Origin of the sequence: Bifidobacterium sp. WK012_4_13 (assembly GCF_041080835.1) — a bacterium.
Classification (GTDB): Bacteria; Actinomycetota; Actinomycetes; order Actinomycetales; family Bifidobacteriaceae; genus Bombiscardovia; species Bombiscardovia fermentum.
On sequence record NZ_CP129683.1, the window covers coordinates 2143049 to 2164856 of the forward strand.

The window sequence follows — 21808 nt, forward strand, 5'->3', positions numbered from 1 at the left end:
AGCCCAAGCATTATGTTCACATTTGCTTCTTTATGTTCGATTTTTTTCGTTTTTAGTATATCACACGAACATCAATGAACAACAATCATTATGGAGCCGGACGTCTCCCCATTGGAACTGCCCGATTCCCTGAATTGCCGTCCTGCCGTTGTCTGTGCCTTGGATTCGGGGAATTGCGGCTATCCTCTATAGGGAATGCGTTGCGTCTCGTCGCAGTGAGTCGTGCCGTGTGACTTGGCATCGTTCCGCTTCGTCGGTACGATGCCGAATGTCGGAGATTGCGAAGGCGATGAATGCCCTGCCATATATATAAAGGAGTCGTGAATGAGTGTGAATGAGCCGATTGGTTCCCCTGCCGGGTCGTCGGAATATGCAGGCCGACGCTCCATAGTCTCCTACGTCAGGCGTTCTGGCCATATCGATCCGAGATTGCAACGAGCTTGGGAAAAGTACCATGATCGGTTCCTGATAGACCTCCATGCCCAGCCAGGCGTCGAACAATACGATTCCGCAGAGATGGCTGAACGCGCGAGCCTCGAGGTTCCAGAAGGGTTCGTGTTGGACGAGGCGTTCATAGAAGAGCGCTGGGGAAATTCGAATCCCTTGACTGTCGAGGTCGGAACGGGGCAGGGGGAGAACATCGTCGCCGCGGCAGCGGAACACCGTGATAGGAACTTTCTGGCTGTGGAAGTGTATACGGTCGGCTTGGCCCATACGATGCTCATGGCAGGCAAGGCAGGATTGACGAATCTGCGGTTGGCACAGGTCAACGCACCCGAACTGTTCGCCGCCGCCGTTCCGGGGAGCGTCGCCGAAGTGTGGACCTTCTTCCCGGATCCTTGGCCGAAGATGAGGCATCACAAGCGAAGAATCATTCAGCCGGAATTTGCGAGAAGCGTTTCCCGAGCTCTGATTCAGAGTGGCGTATGGCGGATCGCGACCGATATTGACGATTATGCCTTGCATGTCCACGAGGTTTTGGATGACGCCGATTTTCTGATCAACTGCGGAACTCTCAAGGTGAGGCTGCCGCTCGAGCATGTCGGCAAGGGGACTGCTGGGCAGGCGCAGGAGCTGCCGCACGGGGAATTCATGGAATCCGAGAGGTTTGAAGGGCGCACGCTGACCAACTTCGAGCGCAAGGGTCTGCATGCCGGCCGAACCATCCATGACTTCACCTATCGTGCAGCAGCGTCGATCTGAAATAGAGATGCTTCCCCCCAACGCGTCTCCCTGCCTCGGATCGTGAAGTGGTGGGATCGAGCCGTGTTCGGGCAATGCGTGATTTGTGACTGACGGTGTCTTTTTTTGGGAGGGGGGGGCTGTCGGTTTGGATGTGCTGTAAGTGTCGCAAAGTGGCGGCTTCATTTCGTTTTATGAGACTGATGCGAAGAGTCGCGGCCAGTGATTTTGATTAACAGAAACGTTTCGGTAAAGTATGTCTGGGATATGAGAGAGCGGGCGGAAGGAGTGTTCTCAAGTAGAACTGGCCGTCCATGCATGTTTTGGCAGTCGATATCCCAACCATGTCCAAAGGAGGGCAAGAAATGAACAAAGTTGTTCGTTCTGGTGCGGCGCTGCTTGCGATAAGCATGAGTTTCGCCCTTACGCCTGTAACCGCCATGGCGGCAACGGCACAGGAGCAAATAGGCAATGCGACCGTCGACAATTTTCCGAATTCCCCATCACCAAGCTCATCGAGCTTTGATTGGGCGCAACGTGCCAAGGATTATGATTCCTATGTCTATGATTGGTCTGACCGAGGCAGCTTTACGACAATCTCCACAGATGCCAGCGCTCTGAATATGCCTGCAGGATCGGTGACATACAAGATGCCGGCGTATTACGGTGATACTCGGGTCCAGGGGACGTCCGGCAATGGCAATCAGGAAGCAGTGAACGAAATAGCGTCCGTTGTCGGCGCGAGTCTTGTAGGAATCGATAAATCAAAGCAGAATGGCCAGGATTATGTCGATATGCTCAGGACCTTCTACCATCCCGATTTGGGAGTCGCAAAGAATTCTCCATCATCTGCGTCATCCGCACCGGGATCTGACTCGATCTGGTACACTACCGTCGCGAATGTGCTGTATTACATGCTCGGCTCACAATATCCCGACGTCACTGACATGAACTCGATGCTGAAATCAATCGCGAACCAATACTATGAGATGCTGGATTCCCTCGGCGGAGCAAACGCGAATATCACCATGCAAGACTATGATTTCGCCACTCACACAGCGGTTTCTGGGCGGAACGAAGGCGGGGAAGCCGCTGCCGGAGCGGCCGCGATCCTGCTCTGGGCTCATGCGAAATTCAACGATGCCAAATATCTGCAAGGTGCTGAATGGGCGATGGAAGCCCTGGAGCGTTCCAATCAGAATCTGTATTACGAGGTCGTTCCCGTTCTTGCCCCCTACATCGCTGCGCGCATGAATGCAGAGGATGGGACTGACTATGACATATCGAAATATATTGGCTGGATGATCGGTGGATCCAATGTCCGATCAGGTTGGGGAACTCTGACGGGGAACTGGGGCGGCATCGATGTCTCAGGCTTGGTCGGCTCGCAAACAGATGGAGGGCCGGAGGGAGGAACCAACGGCAACAAGGGCTATGCCTTTGCGATGAATTCCTTTGCCATGCCACTCATCGCAGCCACTGCTAAATATGATTCTCGCTATGCGAGTCTCATTGGCCGATGGATGCTCAACATCGACAATGCATCGCGATATTTCTATGCGGACCAGCTCACGGCAAGTCAGCAATATTATGGCAGCAAATACATCAATGATCCTGCTCATGTCATTGCATATGAGGGACTCACTTCTTCGGGTTCGGCAGGCATCAAGGCGATGGGTGACGTTCCCGAGCGTTCGGGGAGCTGGGGAGTCGGTGGCGATGCAACAAGTCTTGGACTGTATGGCTCATCGTGGGTAGGTTTCATGGGCGCCGCGCTGCATGGCACGAATGTGTCGGGAGTGCTTCGTACCGATCTCAACGCCTTGGATTTCTTTGGCTCGAATCCATATCCGACTTCGCTGTATTACAACCCAAACTCGACTGCTGCGAGTGTCAAGGTGAGCGTCGACTCAGTATCGGACCTCTATGATTCCGTCTCCAATTCGGTTGTCGCGAGGAATGTCTCAGAATCCGCGAACATACAGATTCCCGCTGGCGAATCGATGGTTCTTGTTCAGGTTCCTGCAGGTGCCACACAGTCAACCAAGGGTTCGGAGACACTTTTTGACGGCAAGGCGGTTGCCTGGGACCGTGGCTCGAACCGAGACCTTGCACTTGATGCGGCACAGATAAGTGCAACTTCCACGGCAGAGAATTCTTCGGCCAGCGCAGTGAATGATGGCGATATCGACACTGCATGGATGTCTGATGGAGCCGGAAGTCAGTCTTTGACGGTTGATCTGGGGGCGAGCAAGGTCATCGCTCATCTATCGATAGTATGGGGTGAAGAGGCTGCCTCGGAATTCAGTGTGGAGACATCAGCTGACGGTTTGAATTGGAATGAACAGGAGCAAGTCACTGATGCAAGCGGTGGAAGGACGGCGGTCTCCTTTGCGCCGACGAATGCCAGATATGCACGGATAACTATGACAAAGCCGGTGATACCCGATGCAAATGGATATTCCATACGAAGTCTGAGCGTCAGTGGAGCGGATGGTTCAGAGGATCTCGCGCTTCATTCAGTGACGAAATCCTCCTCAACTTCAAGCAGCTCCACAACTGGCAATCCAAGTAATGCAACAGACGGTGATCCAACCACACGTTGGGAATCCTCGACAGGCGATCCCCAATGGCTGGAAGTTGATCTAGGAAAGGAGAGAGCAGTCGGAAGTGTCTCCGTGTCATGGGAGACTGCAGCGGCCAAGCATTATGAAATTCAGGTTTCATCTGATGGCGAAGCGTGGAGAAGCGTCGCAGCAGTGACCAATGCGACGTCTCCCATCACGGTGTCAACCGATCTGCCGAGTGGCACAGAGGCAAGATATGTCAGGATCTATGGCACATCGAGACTGACCACCTACGCGTACAGTGTCTTTGCATTCAACGTGTACGCACCTGCGAACTCTCAGACCACCAATCCGGACTCGACGGCTGCGACGCGACCCACCGAAATCGTGAGTATGCGTTCAGATTCGCAGGTTGCTGCGATGCCGAATCAGGCCTTGAAATCCGACCCTTCTGGGGCTTCCAGAAAGGGTGGCATTATCGCGAAGACCACCACAGTCGTATTGGCGAAAGGATTGACTCCAAGCTCAGAAATGAAGGCTGTATGGCTGGCACACAGTTCTGAACGGTCAGACTCTCAGTATGTCACGGCCGAGACCTGGAAAGGAACGACTACCAAGGAAGGCACCATCGAGATGAAGGGATTTTCTCCTAATCCGGGAATATATACGGTTCGGGTGACCGATGCCTATGGCGCAAGTGCGTCAGTGACAGATGTCAGGGTCGCTGCGAAGGGTAACCCCGACGATTCAGGATCGTCGACGTCAGAGCCTTCGTCAGCGCCGGTGCCACCATCTCCATCCTCGTCATCAAAACCTGGTGTGACGGCTTCATCAGGGTCTCCGCATACGCCTGCTGTGAATTCGACGGAGTCTCAAAAGACTGGAACCACAGGGCTCGCTCATTCTGGTGCATCGATCATGATATTCGTGTTGATAGCTGGACTGGGGCTCGCTCTAGGATCGCTTGCCCTGATGGTTCGAAAGTCGGGTAGATAGGCGCTGGCTTCATGAAGATTGACAATCGGCCATGAGATGGCTGCGATGTGCTGTGGACTCGTGGGCTGCCGATGATGCCGATCCATTGACGTGGCTTGAATCCAGATTATCCGTTCGGCTACGACGGGCATGTGTCCGCCGTAGCCGAATGGCATGCCATTCCTGAATATGCGGTGAGAGGGAATTAAGGCACGCCGGGTTGCCCAATCCCGAAGTTTTGCGTATGATATTTTTGTTTGCCCCCGTCGTCTAACGGTTAGGACACCAGACTTTCAATCTGACAACGAGAGTCCGACTCTCTCCGGGGGTACTCATGAGACCACTGCTTCAGTGGTCTTTTTCTTTTTCTGCATTTTCTTTTTTACTGACTTTTTCTTTTCAAAGTCGAACCCGTTTCATGTCTATTCCCGGGATCGAGGGCTTGTGCAGGGGGGAGATGGCTCGAACGCCTTCACTCCGTCCGCTCTCCGCACTACCATCTCATAGTGGGAAGCGAAAGCTTATAGAAACACAATAGGGGAACTACTTGGTGGGGTAGAACTATGGCTGGATGAGACAACGTTCGCAAGAACATATGAGATACACGCAATTGAAATTCACTTTTCCCATATAGGGGAACAAAACATATGGCTTTGTGCATGAGCGTGCATTGTGAGCGGCTCATGTTGTGAGCAGCTTGTGTTTTGAAAATCCATGTATTGAAAAATCTGTGTTTAGAGAAATCTGTGTTTTGAGAAGTCTGTGTTTTGAGAAGTTAATCGAAATCAATGGGCATTGAGCTGAATCGACGTGCCCGATCTATTCAAAAAAGCGTCCCCGATACCGCTGCATTCAAACCTTTTGCAACATCAATCCTGTAGCACAGGGTATTGGGAGGAATCCACGAGATGGATTCGTATGTCTAGATCGGCAAGTGATTCAAACCGGCTGCAGCATCTGCTGCGCCTGTTTCAGCATGACAATTCATCGCTTCTCGCCGGACTCGGAAACACTCGATGCTTCGATGCGAACCATCGTATAAGGAAGGGAATCTTCTTGAGTAAACGTCATACAATAATATCTGGTCTCATGGCGCTGTTCATCCTGTTTCCAGTCATGGCCATCATTTTCTATGATATCGAGCTGAATGCTCCGCATATTTTGATAGCTACGATAATCTTGGTCGTCGCTGGCTTGGCCGCGGGGGCTCTTCTCCCTGGAACCGTGACGACATGGATCATAATCCTGCTCACTGTCGTCGGTGCGGCAATACTGCTGTTCGGAACGGTTCCGATTTCAATTTTCCAGAAGTTGATTCTGCTTGTCGCCTTTCCTGCCAGTGCGGGCATCATGTCCATCGTGCGCTATGCATTGATCAGATTTGGCTGGGTCACTTTCAGCAGGCGTGCGGTGGAGAGATACACGCAGCACTATAATCGAACCACCAAGCTGCAGACGGGCTACAACGCAGCAAAGATGTATCGGAAAATCGTGCACTTCGTCCAGGATGACTACGATCCAACGCTTTGGTACACCGTCACTGCGGTGCACTGGGCGCATGGTTCGCAATATAGGCAATTCCACGCCGCCAACTACGATGCGACCCTCAGCGAAATAGCAGGGGTGCTGAAGGAAGATCGTCTGCCGTCCGAATCGCTCTATTATCTTGGACACGGAACATTCCTCATCATCTCTCACCAACTGCCCGACGAGACATATGAGAAGCGCAACGAATTCACCAAGAGCCACCTGGACCAGCTGAGAAGCACCGGTACCACCGTGCAGTTCAAGTGGGGCAGTCTGAAGATAGACCGTTCCAACGTCACTGATTATCTGACATTGAAGGATGCTGTCAGACGCTTGCAGCGCGATATGGAAACGGATCTCGTGGTTGAGTATCTCAAGGGTGATGTTGCCTGATGGACACATTTTTTTGGTGGTTCGCGGTCGTTGTAAGCCTGCTCTTCTTCGTGGTCATGCTGGTCATAATCGTATGCCAGTGGATCATCTATTACCGCATCGAACGAACGACATTGAAGCAGCAGAAGACACAGGAGACAGAGGAAGACTATGGAAACGATGAAACCGAGGTGAAAGCATAGTGGTTTCACAGGCCTTCATGATTGTTGTGATCGTTACGATCTGGATTTCCCTGTTCATGTCCTTGACGACACTTGGCGGGGCCATACATTTTTGGCTTCGGCAGAGCAGGGAGCTGGTGTATCTCACCGAGCTTCCGTCGTATCCGAAAGTGACGATCGTCGTACCTGCGCATAATGAGGAGATCGTAATCGCGCAGACCGTGCAGGCGATCTTGGATCTTAACTATCCTGCAGAGCAGATCGAGATGCTGCTGTTCGCCGACAACTGCGAGGATCGAACGGCGCAGGAAATGCGCAGGATCGTCGATTCGCCTGCGTATGCCAACAGGAATGTGAGAATAATCGAGAGAGTCGGCACGGGCGGCAAGGCAGGAGTCTTGAACGACGCCCTTTCCATCGCCGAGGGTGAATACATCGCCGTGTATGATGCCGATGCGATGCCTGAGAGGAATGCGCTGTATTTCTTGGTTCGCAAGGCCCTTGAGGATCCCAACAGATACATGGCGGTCTTCGGCAGGAACAAGACGCGAAATGCCGAGCAGAATTTCCTGACCAAATGCATCAATCAGGAAACCGTCGTTTCTCAGCGCATTCAGCACTGTTCGATCTGGCATATGTTCAAGATCGGCCTGATTCCAGGCACAAATTTCATCATCAACCGCTCCTTCGCGGAATCAATCGGTGGTTGGAGCAATGGAGCGCTCACGGAGGATACCGATATATCCTTCAAGATCATGCAAAGCGGCAAGTTAATAGCCTTGGCATATAACTCCGAGGCGTTCGAGCAGGAGCCTGAACACCTGCGTGATTACTATCATCAACGTATGCGCTGGGCGAAGGGAAACTATCAGGTTGCACTCCACAACTTCAGATATTTGTTCAGGCCTGGTAATTGGAGAATCAAGTTTGAAGTGATATCGATTGCTGCCACGTTTCTATGGTTTGATGCGGCGATCGTATTATCCAATCTCATCTTCCTTATCAATCTTGGTTTTTATATTGCACAGGCATTCAATCCAGATATTTCCATCCCGTTCACATTTGGAGAGAACAACGGCCATATCATGCAAGTGCTGCTGATGAATTGGCTTCTGATGATCATCCTGTATGTGCTGCAGATTTCGGTCGCAATGTCCACCCAATACGGTCAGGCAACAACGGATCAGGTCTGGATTGCATTCGCATCGTATTTTTCATATTCGCAGTTATTCATCCTTGTCTCCATCAATGCACTGCTCTCGGTCTGCCTCGATGCTCTTCTCCATCGCAACGGAAGTGTCTGGGTAAAGACAAAGCGTTTCAACAATTAAGGGGGGCGAAGGTGAAGCAATATGGGAAACGCGTGTGGATCGTCACCGTCCTGGTCACGATGCTGTATGTCGTCACCATGCTTCTGGTACGTTCTGGGAGCCCTTCCGCGTCTCAACGGGTGATGTATGAGCAATGGAGGAGCGATTACATCATGCAGGAAAGCGATCATCGTGCCTATGTGAACACAAGCAACGACAGGAAGAATCCGATTGCGCTTTCGGAAGGACAGGGTTACGGGATGTACCTTACCGCAGCTGCCGGCGCCAAGGGATGGGCACGGCAGCAGGACTTCGATGACTTGCTGAACTACTACCTGCAATACCGCGCCGACGCTGGCAATGGGAGCGCATCTGAAACATATCTGATGAAATGGCGTCAGCATTCGAAGGGGGGTGCATGGATTAGCGAGGACAGCAGTGCGACGGATGGCGATCTCTATATCGCATACAGTCTCCTTCAGGCCAGCAAGGTCTGGCCAGGTCGCTCCGCCTATTATCTGAAGATCGAAGGCAGGTTGGCTGCTGACATATTGACGTATGAATACAATGACACGACTCATACGCTGACTGTCGGTGACTGGGCCACGAAGCAATCGAAATATTACAATCTGATGCGCACCTCAGACGTGATGCCATCGTTCTTTGCGGCACTCTACGAATCCACCCATGACCAGAGGTGGCTCACGGTCAGCGATTCGATGCTCGATCGCTTGGTGGACCTGAGTGACGAGCACAAGACGGGACTCGTTCCTGATTTTGCATGGGTGACTGCCAGCGGCGCCACTGCCGTCCAGGCCAATGCCATCGCTTCGCAGCAGGATGGCGACTATTCGTCGAATGCCTGCCGCGTGCCAATGATGTTGGCATTGAGCGATGATTCACGCGCGAGGCAGGTCGTTGCCGGACTCTTGAAATTCTTCAATGGGCGCAGCGCGGTCACGGCTGGATATTCACTTGCAGGCAAGCAGCTCAATGACTATCAGCTGAACAGTTTCACGGCTCCGCTCGCATATGCCGCCAAGCAGGATCGCAGACATCGATACGACCGTCTTCTGAACGATTGGCAGAAATTGCTTGTGGAGCCGCTGCAGGCAGACAAATATTATGATGCCACGCTCACAGTCATGGCAGTGATGGGAAAGGTTGATTAACGTGCTGAAAATTATGACCATCTTTGGGACCCGGCCAGAAGCGATCAAGATGGCTCCGATCATCAAGCAAATCGAAGCCGATCCAGACATCTCCTCCATCGTCGTTGTCACCGGTCAGCATCGCAAGATGCTTCAGCAGGTTTTGGACATCTTCGATATCCGACCTGATCACGACTTGAAAATCATGGGGAAGAACCAGACGCTTGCCGAAATCACCAGCAGGGTCATTCTCGGGCTGGACCCAATTCTGAAGGACGAGCAACCGGATCTGGTTCTGGTCCATGGCGACACCACCACGACCATGGCAGCCAGTCTGAGCGCGTTCTATCAGAGGATCCCCGTGGGACATGTCGAGGCAGGGCTGAGAACATGGGATAAATACTCTCCATATCCAGAGGAGATGAATCGCATGCTGACTGACGATGTCGCCGATCTGTATTTCGCACCGACTCAGTTGAGCAAGAACAATCTTCTGCAAGAGCATCACCCTGAATCCAGAATCTTCATCACGGGGAACACGGCCATCGATGCCATGAGATACACCATCCATGCCGACTATCACCATGACGTGTTGACACAGATTCCCGACGGACATAGATTCATCCTTTTGACCATGCATCGCCGTGAGAATCAGGGCCAGCCAATGCGGGACACCTTTGAGGCGATCAAGGAGGTCGTCGAGACAACGCCCAAGCTCGATGTGGTCTATCCTGTGCATCTGAGCCCCCGCGTTCAGGAAATCGCCCACGATGTGTTCGATGGCATCGCTGGCATCCATTTGGTGCCACCGCTGGATGTCGCTGATTTCCATGGTCTGGCAGCGCAGAGCTATTTCATCATGACGGATTCCGGTGGAGTTCAGGAAGAGGCGCCATCGCTGAACAAGCCGGTGCTCGTGCTGCGTGACTCGACGGAACGGCCTGAGGGAGTGACGGCTGGAACGCTCAAGGTGGTCGGGACCAGCACCCAGGCCGTAAAGGATGCCATGCTGGAGCTGTTGAACGATCCGGTCGAATATCGGACGATGGCGACTGCGACGAATCCATATGGTGACGGACATGCTGCCGAGCGAATCATCTCCATATGCAAGGGGGATTCGCTGCTGCGGCATCCCTGAGACTGGCTGCATTGCGAGGGGTGACGGAGCATGCTGGAGACTCCATCTTTCTCTTAATTTCAAACCTTGAAATTAAGAGAAAGATGGAGTATAAATGTCTTCAACCTGCTGTTCCAGGCTTAATGAAGAGTCTTGACTGTCAGGGTGCACTCAAGGAGGAGTACATGACAAGTGAACAAATTTCAAATGGTATGAGCAACGATCTTCCACCCTCGCAATCCAAGGCAAAACGCGCGACGCTTCTGACTTCGCTGGGAGTTTCGTATCTTGGCCTGTTCATGACCTATGCGGGTCTTGTCGCCATTCTGCTTCCTCAGCAGATGACCAACCTTGACGCGTCGAACAAAGTCAACAACCTTGCCTTTGTCACGAGTCTGTCGGCAGTCGCAACGATTTTCGTTCAACCGATCGTCGGAGCGCTTTCTGACAGAACCCGTTCGAAGTTTGGACGTCGTGCTCCCTGGATTCTTCTCGGAGGGTTTGGCGGCGGTCTATGCACCATTGCGATTCAATTTGCCAATTCGCTGTTCTGGATCGCACTTTCCTGGGTTGCGATACAGGTCTTGCTGAATGCCTTCCAAGGGCCGCTTTCCGCGATAATCTCCGACAGGGTCGAAAGCTCCGACCGAGGTCTGGCATCTGCAATGACCGGGGTGGGAATGTCGCTTGGCGGCACCATCGGAGTTATCATCGCCGGACAGCTGCTTGAGAGAATCGGAATCGCATATACGTTCTTCGGCATTCTCGTCATGGTCATCTGCCTGTTGTTCGTCGTGTTCAATCCCGGACGTCCGAGCGACAAGGTGATTCGAGAGAAAATCAACTGGGTGGAGTTCTTCAAGGCCTTCTGGGTCAGCCCCAGACAGCATCCTGACTTTATCTGGGCGTTCCTCGGACGTTTCTTCATGGTTCTTGGATATCAGGCCGTGACCAACTATCAGCTGTATATCATCACGGACTACATAGGTGTCGGCACAGCGCAGGCTGGCAACGTCGTGAGCATCATGAGCGTCATAACGCTGGTGACCGTCACCATCTCCACGCTCGCCGCTGGACGGCTGTCGGATAAGCTTGGCAGAAGAAAAATGTTCGTGGGCGTCGCGACGCTGTTCATAGCCGGATCCATATGCATTCCTCTCACCATGCCGACGATCATGGGCATGTATCTTTATGGAGGTCTGCTTGGCCTGGGATATGGCGCCTATACGTCTGTGGATATGGCGATGATGGTGGATGTGCTGCCGTCGAATGACGCAGCTGCAAAGGACCTTGGCATTCTCAATATCGCATCGAACATTCCTCAGGCGCTGACGCCGATCATTGCCGCTGGCCTGCTGAGCATGTTCGCGGACAACTATCAGGTACTGTTCATGTATTCCGCGATAGCGGCAGCATTGTCGGCGATATTTGTCATCCCAATCAAGTCGGTGAAGTAAGGAAGAACGATGAGCAATACGCAAGTGCCTCAATATAACGGATTTGGGGAAGCGCCGGTAGTGATGACACAGACGGGTGCGGTGCAGGGACGATGGCAGAATGCATCCTCCGCTGAATATCTGGGCATTCCCTTTGCCGCTGCGCCAGTTGGAAGGCTTCGGTTCCTGGCACCCCAGGCCGTGGAGCCATGGAGCGGAATTCGCTCGGCCATCGATTACGGTCCGACGCCCCAGCGTCGGCCATTCGGCCCTGTGTCGACGATTCCTGAACCGTCCATCGCGGGGGACTCAACCCTGAATGTGAACGTCTTCACACCCGCACCCCGTGACAGGCGCGCTCACCTGCCTGTTCTGGTCTGGATACATGGAGGCGGGTATTTCGCAGGATCGCCATCCTCGTCGTGGTACAACGGCAGTGGATTCAACGCGGATGGGATCGTAACGGTTTCGCTTTCATATCGTCTGGGATTCCAAGGGTTCGGTTGGGTCGATGGGGCACCTATGAACCGGGGGCTGCTCGATCAGATTGCCGCACTCGAATGGGTGCAGCGCAACATCGAGGAATTCGGAGGGGATCCGAGCAGGGTCACGATCGCCGGTCAGTCTGCGGGTGCAGGGAGCGCGATATCGCTTATGGGCTCTCCGCGGGCAACCGGTCTGTTCCGTGCCGCGATTAGTGAATCCGCTCCATCCCACACCATCACAGTCTCTCAGGCAGAGACTGTCGGGCGGGCGCTCGCGAAGCGGATCGGTGTGCAGCCGAGCCTCGATGCATGGAGCGAGGTGAGCGAGACGACGATTCTTGACAACGAACGCGAGTTGAACAACGTCGCGGATGTGCCTGCCGGCCCATCCAGCGCTGCAGATCTTGTCGAGCTGTTCAGGCAGGGATATGCAGGCGGAAGCAATCTGGCATATGCCCCTGTGATCGATGGCGAGGTCCTTGCGAGAACGCCCAAGGAGTCATTCTCTATGGGTGCCTCAAGCGACGTCTCTTTGCTGATGGGCAGCGTCCGCAACGAGTTCTCATTCCCAGCTCCGGGACAGACGGACTTGCAGGAAGCGCAGAGCCAGTTCAGGCAAGCCGGGTTCAGCGATGGGGCAATCGCGCAATTCACATCGGAGGTGCATCGCATCGGGGCGGACAGGCTTGCCGGGCAGCTGCTCACGACATACATGTTCCGTGCCGGGGTTGCCGAAACCGCGAAAATGCGTCTGTCGGGAGGAGCGGGCTCAAAGACGTGGCTCTACGATTTCGCGCAGACCTCATCGATATCCAACGCCTCGATGCATTGCGACGAAATACCCTATGTCTTCGATGTCCTGGGCGATCCGAAGGTCGCATCGGTCTTGGGGCATGGACCATCTCAGTCGCTTGCAGATTCCGTGCATGGAACCTGGACTCGTCTCATCGCTGACGGTGAGCTCGAGCAGCCAAGTGTGAACGACAGCCCATGCGGCGCAATCCAGTTCCTTGGGTCAATGCGATATGATTCCGAGGCCTATCGATTTGAGCGAGAGCTGATTGATGCGACCTCTCACACTCAAGAGTGACGGCAGCGCAGGGGCGTGTGGAAGTCAATTCGCCGGACCGAGAGAGATGATTCGACTTTCGGTCCGGTCATTCCTCGCTCCACGACCAGGGGAGGTCGTTGGCGATGAGCCCTGCATTCCATAGAATGCAGCTTCTCAGACGCATCAGCGCCCCCACAGTCACTGCATCCTGGCGATAGAAACTTGGCAGAATGGCCTGTCTGCCGCGATGGCCTCTATATCCGATGCATCTTAGCGAGGGTTCGTCCAGACGCGATATCTCCTCCACCCGATCGCAGAGATATCCACCCAGAACGATGCAGTCGGGTGTAAGCAGAACGATGATGTTGCTGAGCACCTGAATGATGCTCCGATCTGCCGCGATCAGCGTCCGATGGGCGAGTGGGATGCCTTCGCGGTCCTGTGCCATCAGGGTCGACAGGGCATGGCTGCGCCCCTTGCTCCTGTCGACATCGCCGAGATGCGCGCGCTCAAGCAACAGAGATGGGTCTGCCACGGTGACGAGGCACCCCACTCTTCCGCATGCGCAGGATCTGCCGTGGGGGTCGATCTGGAAATGCCCGGGCTCGATTGCAGTCCCTCTCGAACCGTTGAAGATATGCCCCTGAACGATGGCCGAGCCGCCTATGCCGATATCTGACTTCAGGTAAAGGACCGTCGACGGCGCATTGGCAGGCTCCAGATTGCAGAGATGCCTGTATTCGGCCCATAGGGCTGTGTTCGCGTCATTGAACACGATGATCTTCGGCATTGCCATATCCGATTGAAACGCATGCAGATGTTCGATGATCTCCTTGCCAAGGGGCACGGTTCCCCAGCCGAAGTCGATTGCGGCGAGAAGTGTGTCGTTGTCGTCAAAGACCGGGGCAGGGACTGCCACGCCGACGATGGGCAGGCTTCGAAATCCGAGTCGCTGCACCATCCCCATAAGTTCGAAGATCCGCAGGGCGACATATTGCGCGAAGCTGTCGACTGGTCGGTTATGGAAATCTTCCGCGTACTCTCTTTCCACGATGCGCTTGCCTGAAATGCTTTCGCAGGTGAGCTTGACCGATTCATTGCGAAGTTCGATGGCCGCTATTGCGTATGTGCGGTCGGCCAAGGCAAGCAGCTGCTTCTTCCTGCCCGGCTCCCTGGACCTGATCTCCGGAGAGTCGCTCGGGCGAACAAGTCCGTATTCTTCCAGTTCGCGTATGAGCAGAGTGAGCGCGCCGTGCGTCAGCCCTGTCGCATTGGCGAGATATGAGCGTGAGACCCCAGGATTCCTGGCCAGTTCAGTGAGCACCAGTCCCAGATTATGGTTGCGGACATCCTTGCTGACCAGACGTTGGGACTGGTGTCGGTGAATCTGAGAAGCTGGCATGCTGCACATCCTTTTATCCTGTGCATGATATTACAAGAATCAAGGCATGACAAGCATCAACACGTGACGGTGATACGGGTGATGGCCATCAACGGTATCCGTCCCATAAAGGCAGTGGAAAGAGCACGTCCGCGCACTGGGACCACATGTCGACGAGGTTCTTGCCTGGCGTGCGGAGCCAACGCAGTTGAACGCCGTCCATCATGGAGAAGGCTGCGGGCAGCAGCTTCCGTGCATCCACTCCTGCGGGGACGGACCAGGGCACCTGCAAGGCCAGTTCGACGGAATTGGATTCGCGGTGCTCAAAATACTGATGTGCAGGATGCTTCGGATTCAGAGCCTCAGCGCTCAATGTCGAGAACATGTGCACCAGCTTTGGCCGGGTAGCGTTGACAGCAACGATTCTGCTGAGGAACTGGGGAATCAATGGGCGTTCCTGACTGCGCATCGTGGAATTGATCTGAGCGGTCTGCTGGTCGTAGAGATTGTCCAGAACTTCGCTGAGAAGCCCCTCTTTTGTGCCGACGTAATGGAGCACTCCGGCCTTGGTGAGGCCGACGCCCGTTGCGATTCTCTGCAGCGAGGTGCCGTAATAGCCATAGGTTCCGAAGGAGTCGATGGCAATTTCGAGAATGTCGCCGCGCCGGTCCCTTCTGGAATCCGATTGCTGGGAAGTGCCTTCGTTGACTGCTTTCATGCCTCTGTGACTCTCCTTCCTCTGTGCCTCTCCTGCATGTGCTCGTTCTGGATTAAGCCTCATGTATCCTGTGCGCCGCTGCCGACCCTGACTCTGTGGCGGATGCGTATCGTATTTGCCCGGCAGGCCGTGATGCGGTTTTCAGAATATCATGATATTCTACTTAACAACCGGTTGGTAACTGATCGGGTTGTTTTCCGCCAACGGAGGCGTTCTCGACAATGAGGCCGAGCATGGCAATGCAGCACACGCAGAACGCGATAAGTAACCGAGCCATTGGGATGGATGAGAATCCATGCTAGGGCGATGCAAGGAATCGAGGGACACATGCATGAACATATGACAAGAAGCCGCCACAGCGCCAATGAGCTGACGGTCGAGGAACAGGCAAGTCTGACATCCGGAGCGGATGCCTGGCATCTGCAGGGCATCGAAGGGCATGGCATCAAGCCGTACATGATCACCGACGGCCCGCATGGTCTTCGAAAGTCAAAGAGCAGCAGTGCCGACATCGATCTGGACAATACGGTTCCGGCAACGTGCTTCCCTCCCGCTGCCGGTCTGTCGAGCTCGTGGAATCCAGAGTTGGCACGCGAGGTTGGCGTGGCCATGGCGGAGGAATGCATTCAGGAGAAGGTTGCGGTCATCCTTGGGCCGGGGGTCAACATCAAACGCAATCCGCTTGGCGGCAGGTGCTTTGAATATTGGTCTGAGGATCCGTTCTTGGCCGGCCATGAAGCAATCGGCATCGTCGAGGGAGTCCAGTCGCGGGGGATCGGCACGTCGCTCAAGCACTTCGCAGTCAACAATCAGGAGACGGACAGGCTCCGAATCTCGGCGAACGTGTCGCAGCGTGCCCTTCGCGAGATTTATTTCCCGGCATTCGAGCATATCGTGAAACGAGCGCAGCCATGGACCGTCATGTGCTCATACAACCAGATCAACGGCACTCATGCTGCGCAGAATCACTGGCTGCTGACTGAAGTGCTGCGTGATGAATGGGGTTTCGACGGCATCGTCATGAGTGATTGGGGTGCCGACCATGATCGAGTCGCTTCCCTGAACGCAGGACTGAATCTTGAGATGCCTCCAAGCTTTACCGATGACCGGATCGTCTCCGGAGTAAGTTCCGGGGATATCTCAAGCGACCAGCTGGAGACGATGGCTCAAGGCATGATCGATCTTTCGGACAGGGCGAGCGGGGCGATGAGCATTGACGGTTACGGCTTCGACGTCGAGAAACACGATGATGTGGCCTACCGAGCTGCGCTTGAGTCCATGGTCCTGCTGAAGAACGAAGGTGGGACCCTGCCGCTGTCCAGCCATTCGAGTGTCGCGATCATAGGGGAGTTTGCCAGAACTCCGCGATATCAGGGGGGTGGATCGTCGCATATCACCCCGACGAAAATCACGTCCTTCCTCGACGCCATGGAGGAGCGCGGCATCGATGCACGATTCGCTCCGGGCTTCACCCTGGATGACGAGGCACAGGATCCAGCTCTCACAGCAGAGGCGCTGCAGGCCGCACAGCAGGCCGAGCAGGTCGTGCTCTTCATCGGACTTCCCAGTCAAGCCGAGTCCGAAGGCTTCGATCGCACCACATTGGATCTTCCCGCCAAGCAGCTCGAGTTGCTTGACGCGATTGCGAAGGTCAATGGAAACGTCACGGTGGTTCTGTCGAATGGATCCGTCGTATCCGTCCGTGGATGGCGGGAGAAGGTATCCGCGATTCTTGAGTCTTGGCTTCTTGGACAGGCTGGTGGAGCGGCTCTTGCAGATGTGCTTTTTGGAAGGGCATATCCATCGGGCAAGCTTGCACAATCGATTCCCCTTGACATCGAAGACGACCCGAGCATGCTGAACTGGCCCGGTGAGGAAGGCCATGTGGATTATGGGGAGGGCATCTACGTCGGATACCGATACTATGACAGCTTCGACAAGGCAGTGGCATATCCCTTCGGCTTTGGACTTGGCTACGCGAGTTTCTCCATCGATGATCTTCGCATAGAGAGCGTCGGCCCGAACAGGGTCGAGGTGAGCGTCGTGGTCACGAACACGTCTTCGGTCGAAGGCGCAGAGACGGTTCAGGTCTATGTGGCTCCGAACGATTCTCAGGTGGCACGGCCCAGGCATGAGCTTAAAGGTTTTCAGAAGCTTCACCTGCGCGCTGGCGAGAGCCGGAAGGTGAAGATCGCTCTTGACGAGCGCTCGTTCGCCTACTGGTCCGAGCGCTTTGACGGCTGGCACATTGAGGCGGGCACCTATGGCATCGAAGTCGGGACTTCAAGCCGCGACATAGCACAATCGGCTTCCGTGGAACTCGAAGGAGACGGCATGAGCATGCCATTGACCGAATGGTCGAACATGCACGAATGGCGGACGGACCCAATCGGCAGCCAAATCCTGCGGGATATGGATGAGAAGGGTGAGCGGGGGGAGCTCCCGCAACTCCTCAAGGACAATGCGGCGGCGGAAATGTTCCTTGACAGCATGCCCATCAACTCCCTCACCGTCCTTATGGGCAAGGATGGCGCACGGCTCACTGCATACATGTTGGAGGCATACGCCCGGGCAACCTCATGATGATGAACCCTTGCCAAGGGGAATGGTTCTGACCAGGCATAGCTCTGGAAGAAGCCACAGAATTGAGCTAGACTCAGCGGATAAGAGGTCAATGCTGACTATATGACGAGAGCTGACATGCAGAATTCGACGGCTGATGAGAAAGACGGCGATGGGCGGCTGTCTGCGACGCGGTCAAGGCGACCGGTTCGGCAGACAGCCGTTTCCTCGAATGCGGCCACTGCCACAGTTCCGAAAGTTCCTGCGGTGATAGACAGCAGCTCGCATGGGTATTTTTATGACGTCGACAAGGTGCAGCATGAGCGCATCCAATATCCGCTACAGTATCCTGCAGCGGTTCATCTGCATGAGGAGAGACCCGCCCAATTCATTCCTCTGCACTGGCACCGGGGCATGGAAATCATTCACTCGTTCGCAGGAAGTCTGCGCGTTCGCATAGATGGCATCGACCATCAGGTCAACGATGGGGATACCCTGATAATCAGTCCGGCGGCGTTGCATTCCATTCATCCAAACGATGCAGGCACGCCACAGAAGGTGCTGTCGGTGACCTTTGATGGCTCACATCTTGCTCGAATCTGCCCGGGACTGCAGACAGGCCAATATGGCATCGCTGCTTCAGACGAACACTCCAAAGAGGTCAAGGAGCTCAGTCAGATCTGTGCCGATGTCGCCGAGACACTCGTCCATCTCGATGATGAGGCCAACTATCTTGCGATGAACCATCTGCTCTATCTGATGCTGTATCTGGTCTATCCACGATTCATCGTATCGAACGAAGACAATGCAGACAATGCGTCCATCAATGCCGATTCGAAAATAATCAAGGACATCCTCGCATATATGGATGTGCATTGCAGCGAAGACATCAAGGCGGAAACCGTCGCCAGATTCTTCGGATATAGCCGCGGGCATCTATGTCGATTGCTGAAACGATATGCAGGCATAACGTTCAAGCCATTCCTGACCGAGCTCAGGTTGCAGGGGGCGATCGCCGATCTGCTTGAGACCACTCACAGCTGCGAGCAGGTTGCCTTTGACAATGGTTTTCCGAGCATCGGTGCGCTCGGATCTGCCATGAAGAAGAAATATGGAATGGGTCCCAGACAATTTCGGCGTTCGCATGGTTCCGGAGTGTTCCGATCCAGCCATGCGGTGGGCAGCCTCGGTCAGTGATCCTGACTCCGCACGCAGGCGTGGGCGAAGTGGATACAAAACAACGGAAAGATGCCACAATTCTTGGAATCGTAACCAAGCCTTTCGCCTATCGTTGATCGTACTCAGCCACAACCTTCGACATGTGGTTGGAGGGATGAGACCGCAGCCAAAGCAATGACGCTTCTGCCATCACGAGACATGCTGAATTCCAAGGAGGGAATCATGAGCGATCGAAAAGATGCTTCACACAATGCCGGAAGGGGAGCCATGGTGAAAGCCGCCGTCATGGCGCTTTCCCTGCCTTTGAGCTCCGTGTCCATCGTCGGCGCAATAGTCGGAAATCTGAAGGAGGACTTTCCCGACGCGTCGACTCTGCAGCTTCAAAGTTTCATAACGATACCAGTTATTGGCGGCATCATCGCGACGCTGGTGGGAGGATACCTCGCCGCTCGCGTCGGCAAGAAAAATCTTTGCCTCGTTGGCGCGCTGCTATGCTTTCTGGGCGGCATCGCTCCGATGTTCATCGACGATCTTTCCTGGAAAACGGCTGTCCGCGTCATCTGCGGGTTCGGAGTGGGGCTGCTGCAACCGTTGTCGGCTTCGCTCATCGTGGATCTGTTCAAGGGCAAGACGGCTGACTTTCTCATGGGTCTGCAATCCTCGATGGTGGGTGTCGGGGCCTTCATTCTTTCCACGTCGATTGCCTTCATCATGACCATCGACTGGCATGGCGTCTACTATGTCTATGTTCTGGCGCTGCTTGTCTTCGCGATGGTTCTGGCATTTGTCCCCAATGAGGTGAATGAGATAGGGCGCATTCATAAGGGTGAGCAGGGTTCACGGACAAGACGCAAGAAGATGCCGATGTCCGCATACTTCGGCATGGTTCTTCAGATCGTGTTCGCAGCCGGATATGGCATCATCGCTGCGAATCAGGCGCTTGCCGCGAAGGAGACCGGTGTCATATCAGCGGTTCAGGTTGCGACGATCATCTCGGTAGCGTCGGTTTCATCCCTGATCGGAGGGCTCGTGTTTGGGATCATGCGAGGTCTGCTGCATTCGACGATCGGATATGTCGCGCTGTTCCTGCAAATGGCCGGCGCTCTGCTGACTGCCAACACCAGCTCGTATGCGATGTGGGCGATTGGGGCATGCCTGTATGGCATCGGATTCTGCTGGTTCATGCCGTACGTGAACTTCCTCGTCAACGAACATACGGACGCGACGATATCCGCGCAGGCTACAAGCTATGCGTTCTTCGGCAACTCAATCGGATCGTTCATAACGCCGTATGTCCTCGCGGCGGTAGCGGCCGTCACTGGAATCTCAAGTCCATGGAAGTCATACAACATCATGGCCGTGATCATGGGCGTCTGCATGGTGATGATCTTTGTGTTCAGCCTGCTTGATCGAAAAACCGAAAGGTCTGCCACGCCTGCCGCCATCGAGGAAGGTATCTCGGAGCCGGTCGGCGCGTAGAAGTGATTCTTCGGATGATTCCTTGGCAGCCATGCATGATGTGCGACACACTCTCATGGTCCATGCATGGCTGACGACATCCGGATTCCATATGGCCACGTTCAAGAATTCATATAAGGAGTAACCATCATGACTGCAATATCCATCGCCGAACCCTCGCCGAAGATTCTCGAGCCCGAGCCCGTCGATGACATCCGCCTCTTCCCACGTTCCCCAGAAGTTCCGGAGGGGTGCATTGTCGTCGATGACATTCCTGGCGACGACTTTCCGTATCCCGTCCATATTCACAAAGTCAACTACGTGACTCGGGAAATTGCCTCCGCAGATGGTGAGGAGCGTGAATCCATTGATTTGCCAATGTGGATCTTTGAGCCCCAGCTGCCTGACGGCACTCCGGAGACTGTGCGTGAGCAGCAGCGATGGCCGGGTATCGTCTTCGTTCGAGGTTCGGCATTCCATGAGCAAAATGTTCTGGACTACATAAGCTATTTCGTCAGGCTGGCGGAACGAGGATTCGTCGTGGCAGCGCCGAAATACAGGCATTCGGACATAGCGGCCTTTCCTGCTCAGATGCAAGACTGCAAGACTGCCGTGAGATTTGTGCGGAAGAATGCCGATACCTATCACGTCGATGGTGACAGAATCGCGCTGTTCGGAGATTCGTCCGGTGGCCACACCGTTCTCATGGCGGGTTTCACGGCAGACCATGAACCAGACACCCCCGTTTATGGAGAATGTTCATCTGCGGTCTCCTGCATCGTGGATTGGTATGGTCCGACTGACTTCTCGATGATGAACCGTTATCCGAGCGTGCAGAACCACACTGATGCAGACAGCCCTGAAGGCTTTGAAATCGGGCATGTAGACGTGCTCGACAATCCGGAACTGAACGCCAAGGCGTCGGTGCTTGCATACATCTCTGAGGATGCTCCGATTCCGCCGACGCTCATCATGCATGGTGGCCGTGACATGATCGTGCCATTCAATCAAAGCGTGCGGCTGTATGCCAAGCTGAAAGAGTGCGGGAAGGACGTGACCTTCATGAAAATCAACAATGCGAACCATGCATGTCTGGGGTTCAGATCGAACAGGGCGCTCGACATGGTGATCGACTACATACGTCAGCACATGTGA

Annotated in this window: 15 protein-coding genes and 1 tRNA gene; 14 read left to right on the forward strand and 2 right to left on the reverse strand. The window is 54.4% G+C overall.

Annotated elements, in window-relative coordinates:
• Nucleotides 1-324: 324 nt before the first annotated feature.
• The 10 genes from QN062_RS08715 (at nt 325) to QN062_RS08760 (ending at nt 13394) form a co-directional block, all read left to right on the forward strand.
• On the forward strand, nt 325-1203 hold the full coding sequence (locus tag QN062_RS08715) for a tRNA (guanosine(46)-N(7))-methyltransferase TrmB (RefSeq protein ID WP_369341411.1): 879 nt from the start codon (nt 325-327) through the stop codon (nt 1201-1203).
• A gap of 344 nt (nt 1204-1547) precedes the next feature.
• Nucleotides 1548-4745 carry a discoidin domain-containing protein gene (locus QN062_RS08720; protein ID WP_369341412.1) on the forward strand — a complete coding sequence of 1066 codons (3198 nt, stop codon included), beginning with the start codon at nt 1548-1550 and terminating at the stop codon, nt 4743-4745.
• Between the two features lie 238 nt (nt 4746-4983).
• A tRNA-Glu gene (locus tag QN062_RS08725) sits at nt 4984-5055 on the forward strand.
• Between the two features lie 725 nt (nt 5056-5780).
• A complete protein-coding gene (locus QN062_RS08730; protein WP_369341413.1) occupies nt 5781-6644 on the forward strand; it encodes a hypothetical protein in 864 nt (287 codons plus the stop codon).
• Entirely contained in the window at nt 6644-6826 is a 183-nt protein-coding gene (locus QN062_RS08735; RefSeq protein ID WP_369341414.1) for a hypothetical protein, read from the forward strand. Before QN062_RS08730 ends, QN062_RS08735 begins: the two co-directional genes overlap by 1 nt.
• Before the next feature lie 17 nt (nt 6827-6843).
• Nucleotides 6844-8136 (forward strand): glycosyltransferase family 2 protein, encoded by a 1293-nt coding sequence (locus QN062_RS08740; protein ID WP_369341415.1) that lies wholly within the window; start codon nt 6844-6846, stop codon nt 8134-8136.
• A gap of 11 nt (nt 8137-8147) precedes the next feature.
• A complete protein-coding gene (locus QN062_RS08745) occupies nt 8148-9287 on the forward strand; it encodes a glycosyl hydrolase family 8 (RefSeq protein ID WP_369341416.1) in 1140 nt (379 codons plus the stop codon).
• Between the two features lies 1 nt (nt 9288).
• Nucleotides 9289-10404, forward strand: coding sequence for a non-hydrolyzing UDP-N-acetylglucosamine 2-epimerase (gene wecB / locus QN062_RS08750; RefSeq protein ID WP_369341417.1), 1116 nt, complete (start codon nt 9289-9291; stop codon nt 10402-10404).
• A 164-nt stretch (nt 10405-10568) separates the two neighbouring features.
• Entirely contained in the window at nt 10569-11840 is a 1272-nt protein-coding gene (locus tag QN062_RS08755; RefSeq protein ID WP_369341418.1) for an MFS transporter, read from the forward strand.
• A 9-nt stretch (nt 11841-11849) separates the two neighbouring features.
• Complete coding sequence (locus tag QN062_RS08760) at nt 11850-13394, forward strand: carboxylesterase/lipase family protein (RefSeq protein ID WP_369341419.1); 1545 nt, start codon at nt 11850-11852, stop codon at nt 13392-13394.
• Between the two features lie 67 nt (nt 13395-13461).
• Here QN062_RS08760 and QN062_RS08765 read toward each other — a convergent pair whose 3' ends face one another.
• Together QN062_RS08765 and QN062_RS08770 are read right to left on the reverse strand one after the other, a co-directional pair.
• Nucleotides 13462-14757, reverse strand: a complete 1296-nt coding sequence (locus QN062_RS08765) for an ROK family protein (protein WP_369341420.1) — start codon at nt 14755-14757, stop codon at nt 13462-13464.
• Between the two features lie 88 nt (nt 14758-14845).
• Entirely contained in the window at nt 14846-15454 is a 609-nt protein-coding gene (locus tag QN062_RS08770; protein WP_369341421.1) for a TetR/AcrR family transcriptional regulator, read from the reverse strand.
• Between the two features lie 339 nt (nt 15455-15793).
• Between QN062_RS08770 and QN062_RS08775 the strand changes: the two genes are divergently transcribed.
• The 4 genes from QN062_RS08775 (at nt 15794) to QN062_RS08790 (ending at nt 21808) form a co-directional block, all read left to right on the forward strand.
• Nucleotides 15794-18037: an exo-alpha-(1->6)-L-arabinopyranosidase gene (locus QN062_RS08775; RefSeq protein ID WP_369341422.1), complete on the forward strand. Its 2244-nt coding sequence runs from the start codon at nt 15794-15796 to the stop codon at nt 18035-18037.
• Nucleotides 18038-18154: 117 nt separating this feature from the next.
• Nucleotides 18155-19213, forward strand: a complete 1059-nt coding sequence (locus QN062_RS08780) for a helix-turn-helix domain-containing protein (protein ID WP_369341423.1) — start codon at nt 18155-18157, stop codon at nt 19211-19213.
• Nucleotides 19214-19417: 204 nt separating this feature from the next.
• Nucleotides 19418-20674, forward strand: coding sequence for an MFS transporter (locus QN062_RS08785; RefSeq protein ID WP_369341424.1), 1257 nt, complete (start codon nt 19418-19420; stop codon nt 20672-20674).
• Between the two features lie 129 nt (nt 20675-20803).
• Complete coding sequence (locus QN062_RS08790; RefSeq protein ID WP_369341425.1) at nt 20804-21808, forward strand: alpha/beta hydrolase fold domain-containing protein; 1005 nt, start codon at nt 20804-20806, stop codon at nt 21806-21808.